Origin of the sequence: Nocardioides sp. (assembly GCF_041600255.1) — a bacterium.
Lineage (GTDB): Bacteria > Actinomycetota > Actinomycetes > Propionibacteriales > Nocardioidaceae > Nocardioides.
In genome coordinates this window covers 1-4,548 of record NZ_JBFIKK010000189.1, presented here as the reverse complement: position 1 = coordinate 4,548, position 4,548 = coordinate 1, and the positions used below count along the sequence as shown (strand labels likewise).

Annotated in this window: 3 protein-coding genes; all 3 read right to left on the bottom strand. The window is 70.6% G+C overall.

The annotated features are described in order from the left end of the window. Positions 1-21: 21 nt before the first annotated feature. The 3 genes from infB to nusA all read right to left on the bottom strand — a co-directional run bounded on the left by infB (position 22) and on the right by nusA (position 4,441). Positions 22-2,934, bottom strand: coding sequence for a translation initiation factor IF-2 (gene infB, locus ABZE72_RS15845; RefSeq protein WP_372730000.1), 2,913 nt, complete (start codon positions 2,932-2,934; stop codon positions 22-24). Positions 2,935-3,056: 122 nt separating this feature from the next. Next, positions 3,057-3,323 (bottom strand): YlxR family protein, encoded by a 267-nt coding sequence (locus ABZE72_RS15840; RefSeq protein ID WP_372730001.1) that lies wholly within the window; start codon positions 3,321-3,323, stop codon positions 3,057-3,059. 140 nt (positions 3,324-3,463) lie between these two features. Then, complete coding sequence (gene nusA, locus ABZE72_RS15835; protein WP_372729999.1) at positions 3,464-4,441, bottom strand: transcription termination factor NusA; 978 nt, start codon at positions 4,439-4,441, stop codon at positions 3,464-3,466. Positions 4,442-4,548: the final 107 nt, after the last annotated feature.

The following is a 4,548-nucleotide window of genomic DNA, read 5'->3' as shown; positions in this document are numbered from 1 at the left end:
GGACGGCCGCGACACACAACATCAGCTGCGCGGGATCTCGCGCATCTCGAAGGATTCCACGATGTCGCCGATCTCGATGTTCTGGTAGTTCTTCAGCACCAGACCACACTCGAAGCCCTCGCGGACCTCGGAGGCATCGTCCTTCTCGCGCTTGAGCGACGCCAGCTCGAGGTTGTCCGCGATGACGTTGCCGTCACGCAGCAGCCGCGCCTTGGCGTTGCGACGCACCGTGCCACTGGTGACCATGCAACCCGCGATGTTCCCGATCTTGGAGGAACGGAAGATGTTGCGGATCTCGGCCTGGCCGAGCGTCGACTCCTCGTACTCGGGCTTGAGCAGACCCTTGAGCGCTGCCTCGATCTCCTCGATCGCCTGGTAGATGACCGAGTAGTAGCGGATCTCGACACCTTCCTTGTCGGCCATCTGGCTCGCCTTGCCCTGGGGCCGGACGTTGAAGCCGATGATGATGGCGTCGGAGGCGGCGGCCAGGTCGACGTTGGTCTCGGTGATCGCACCGACGCCGCGGTCGATGACCCGGAGGTTGACCTCGTCGCCGACGTCGATCTGGGCCAGCGAGTCCTCGAGGGCCTCGACCGAACCGGACACGTCGCCCTTGAGGATGAGGTTGAGCTCCTGGCTCGCGCCCTTCTCCATGGAGGCCATGAAGTCCTCGAGCGTACGACGCACGCGGCGCTTGGCCTGCATGGCCGCCCGCTCGCGGGACTCGCGCTTCTCGGCGATCTGACGCGCCATCCGGTCGTCGTCCACGACGATGAACGTCTGGCCGGCGCCCGGCACCGCGGTGAGACCCAGCACCATCGCGGGGCGCGACGGGTCGGCCTCGGTGATGTTCTCGCCGTGCTCGTCGAGCATGGCGCGCACGCGGCCGTAGCCGGCGCCCGCCACGATCGAGTCGCCGACACGCAGCGTTCCGCGCTGGACCAGGACGGTGGCGACCGGACCGCGACCGCGGTCGAGGTGCGCCTCCACCACGAGGCCCTGGGCGTCCTGCGACGGGTTCGCCCGCAGGTCGAGCGAGGCGTCCGCGGTGAGGATGACGGCCTCGAGCAGCTTGTCGAGGTTGAGCTCCGACTTCGCCGAGACGTCGACGAACATCGCGTCGCCGCCGTACTCCTCGGGGATCAGGCCGTAGTCGGTCAGCTGGCCACGGACCTTGGTCGGGTCGGCGTCCGGCTTGTCGATCTTGTTGACCGCCACCACGATCGGGACACCGGCCGCCTTGGCGTGGTTCAACGCCTCGACGGTCTGCGGCATCACGCCGTCGTCCGCCGCCACCACGAGGATCGCGATGTCGGTGGCCTGGGCACCACGAGCACGCATGGCCGTGAAGGCCTCGTGACCGGGGGTGTCAATGAAGGTGATCCGACGCTCCTGGCCGTCGACCTCGGTCGCGACCTGGTAGGCACCGATGTGCTGGGTGATGCCACCGGCCTCCTTGTCGACGACGTTGGCGTTGCGCAGCGCGTCGAGGAGCTTGGTCTTTCCGTGGTCGACGTGGCCCATGACCGTGACGACCGGCGGACGGATCGCGAGGTCGTCCTCGTCGCCCTCGTCCTCACCGAACTCGAGGTCGAAGGACTCGAGCAGCTCGCGGTCCTCGTCCTCCGGGGAGACGACCTGGACGACGTAGTTGAGCTCCTCGCCGAGCAGCTCGAACGTCTCGTCGTTGACCGACTCGGTGGCCGTGACCATCTCGCCGAGCGAGAAGAGCATCTGCACCAGGGCAGCCGCGTCGACGCCGATGCGCTCGGCGAAGTCGGTCAGCGAGGCCCCACGCGGGAGCTTGACGGTCTCGCCGTCACCCTTGCGGACGCGCACACCACCGATGGTGGGCGCCTGCATGGCCTCGAACTCCTGACGACGGGCGCGCTTCGACTTGCGACCCCGACGCGACGGACCGCCGGGACGCCCGAAGGCACCCTGGGTCTGTCCGCGCTGGCCGGGACGACCGCCACCGGGGCGACCGCCACCGCTGGGGCCGAAGCCGCCGGGACGACCGCCGGCACCGGGAGCGCCACCGCCACCGGGCGCACCGCGACCGGGAGCGCCACCGCGACCCGGGGCACCGCCACGAGCAGGGGCGCCGGGGCGACCCGGGCCACCGGGACCACGGCCACCGGGGCCGGAGCCGAAGGCGGCCGGGGACTTGGGCATCATCGCCGGGTTCGGGCGAGGCATGCCGCTGCGACCGGGAGCGCCACCGTCACGGCTGGCGGGCGGACGCGGCGGACGCTGGTCGGAGGCACCCGGGGCGCCGCCGGCAGCCGGAGGTCGCTCCGCGCCGGAACCGGCAGCGGGGGCACCCGGGGCTGGGGCGGACGGGCGTCGGCCCATGCCCTGGCTGGGCGCGAAGGGGTTGTTGCCGGGGCGCGGCGAACCGGGACGACCCACCGGACGCGGGGCCGGGGCCTTGGGCGTCGCGCTGGGGCGGGCCGTGCCACCGTCCGCGGCCGGAGCCTCGGGCTCGGCAGCGGGCGCCTCGGGCTCGGACGGGGCGGCCGGAGCCTCGGCGGCCGGAGCCTCCGGGGCAGCCGGAGCCGGGGCCGGGGCGCGCTTCGGACCGGGCTTCGGTCCCGTCGAGGCCTTGGCAGCAGGGGCCTGGGGGGCCTCGGCCACGGGGGTCTCAACGGCCGGGGCCTCGGGGGCCTCGGCTGCGGCGGGCTGCGAGGTCTCGGCCGGCGCGGCGGCCTTCTTGGCCGGGGCACGGGGGGCGGGCTTGGCCGGCGTCGGCTCGGCCGGCGCCGCGGACTTCAGCTTGTCGCCGTACTCCTTGCGGAAACGCATCTCCGCCGGGAGCTCGACGGTCGAGCTCGCCGACTTGACGAACTCGCCCATCTCCTTGAACTTCTCGAGAACGAACTTGCTCTCGACTCCGAACTCTTTGGCGAGTTCGTGGACTCGGGTCTTAGCCACGTTGCTCCTTCTGGCCTGAGACCCGACTCCGGGTGTTACTCAGACCGCTATGGGGTGTGCAAACTCATTGCGAGTTACTCATCGAGTGCTCATGAGCTGCTGCTCCAGTTCCTGTCGGTCCATCACGGTTGGCTTGCCAGCGAGCTGAGATACGCGGCGAGCGGGGCACTGGTCAGCCCGGACCCGCCGCCCCCCGGGACTCGGAGGGCGCGGGAGAAGGCTCTCCGGCGCTCCGCGAGCTCGTAGCACTCGGTCGTGGGATGCAGGTGCGCCCCGCGGCCGGTTGCGATTCCCCGCGGATCGGGCAGCACGGCCAACTGGCCCTGCGCGTCCGGTCCGGCGGTGAGCCGCAACAACTCGCGTGTGGCGGCCCGCCGACGACATCCCACACAGGTCCGGACCGGGCCGTGGAGGCCACCGGAATCCGGGCGTGCGGAGGAGACGTGTTCGCGAGCCACTGTGAGCAACCCTACCGTGCCGGACCACCGGATATCGAACTGGAGGCGTCGTCGGACGACTCCAGCACCGATCACTCCGGGGCAGGCGCCTCGTCGGACCTGATGTCGATGCGCCACCCGGTGAGCCGGGCCGCCAGGCGGGCGTTCTGGCCCTCCTTGCCGATGGCGAGCGAGAGCTGGAAGTCGGGCACGACCACCCGGGCCGAGCGAGCCTCCAGGTCGACGATCTCGACCGACGAGACGCGGGCCGGCGAGAGCGCGTGCGCCACGAGCTCGGCCGGGTCCTCGGACCAGTCGACGATGTCGATCTTCTCGCCGTGCAGCTCGGACATGATGTTGCGGACCCGCTGCCCCATCGGACCGATGCAGGCACCCTTGGGGTTGACCCCCGCGACCTTGGTGTGGACCGCGATCTTCGTCCGGTGGCCCGCCTCACGCGCGATGGCAGCGATCTCGACGGTGCCGTCGGCGATCTCGGGAACCTCGAGCGCGAAGAGCTTCTTGACCAGGTTCGGGTGGGAGCGCGAGAGCGTGATCTGCGGGCCGCGCATGCCCTTGCGCACCGAGACGACCAGGCACTTGATCCGGGCGCCGTGCTCGTACTTCTCGCCGGGCACCCGCTCCCCGACCGGCAGCAGCGCCTCGAGCTTGCCGAGGTCGACCATCACGTCGTCGGGGTTGCGGCCCTGCTGGATGACACCCGAGATGATGTCGCCCTCCTTGCCGGCGAACTCACCGAACCGGATGTCGTCCTCGGCGTCGCGCAGCCGCTGCAGCATGATCTGCTTGGCGGTCGTGGCGGCGATCCGTCCGAACCCGGCGGGCGTGTCCTCGAACTCGCCGAGGGAGTTGCCCTCCTCGTCGACCTCGGTCGCCATCACCATCACGTGGCCGGTCTTGCGGTCGAGCTCGACCCGCGCCTTCTCCCGGGCCCCCGGCGTCTTGTGGTACGCCGTCAGCAGCGCCTGCTCGATGGCCTCGACGAGGACCTCGAACGAGATCTCCTTCTCGCGCTCGAGCATGCGCAGGATGCTCAGGTCGATGTCCATCAGTCGTCCTCTTCTGTGTCTTCGGTGCGAGGCTTCTGGCCCCGGCGGTTGAACTCGACCTGGACCATGGCCTTGGCGATGTCCGGGTAGGCGAGCTGTCGTGGGGG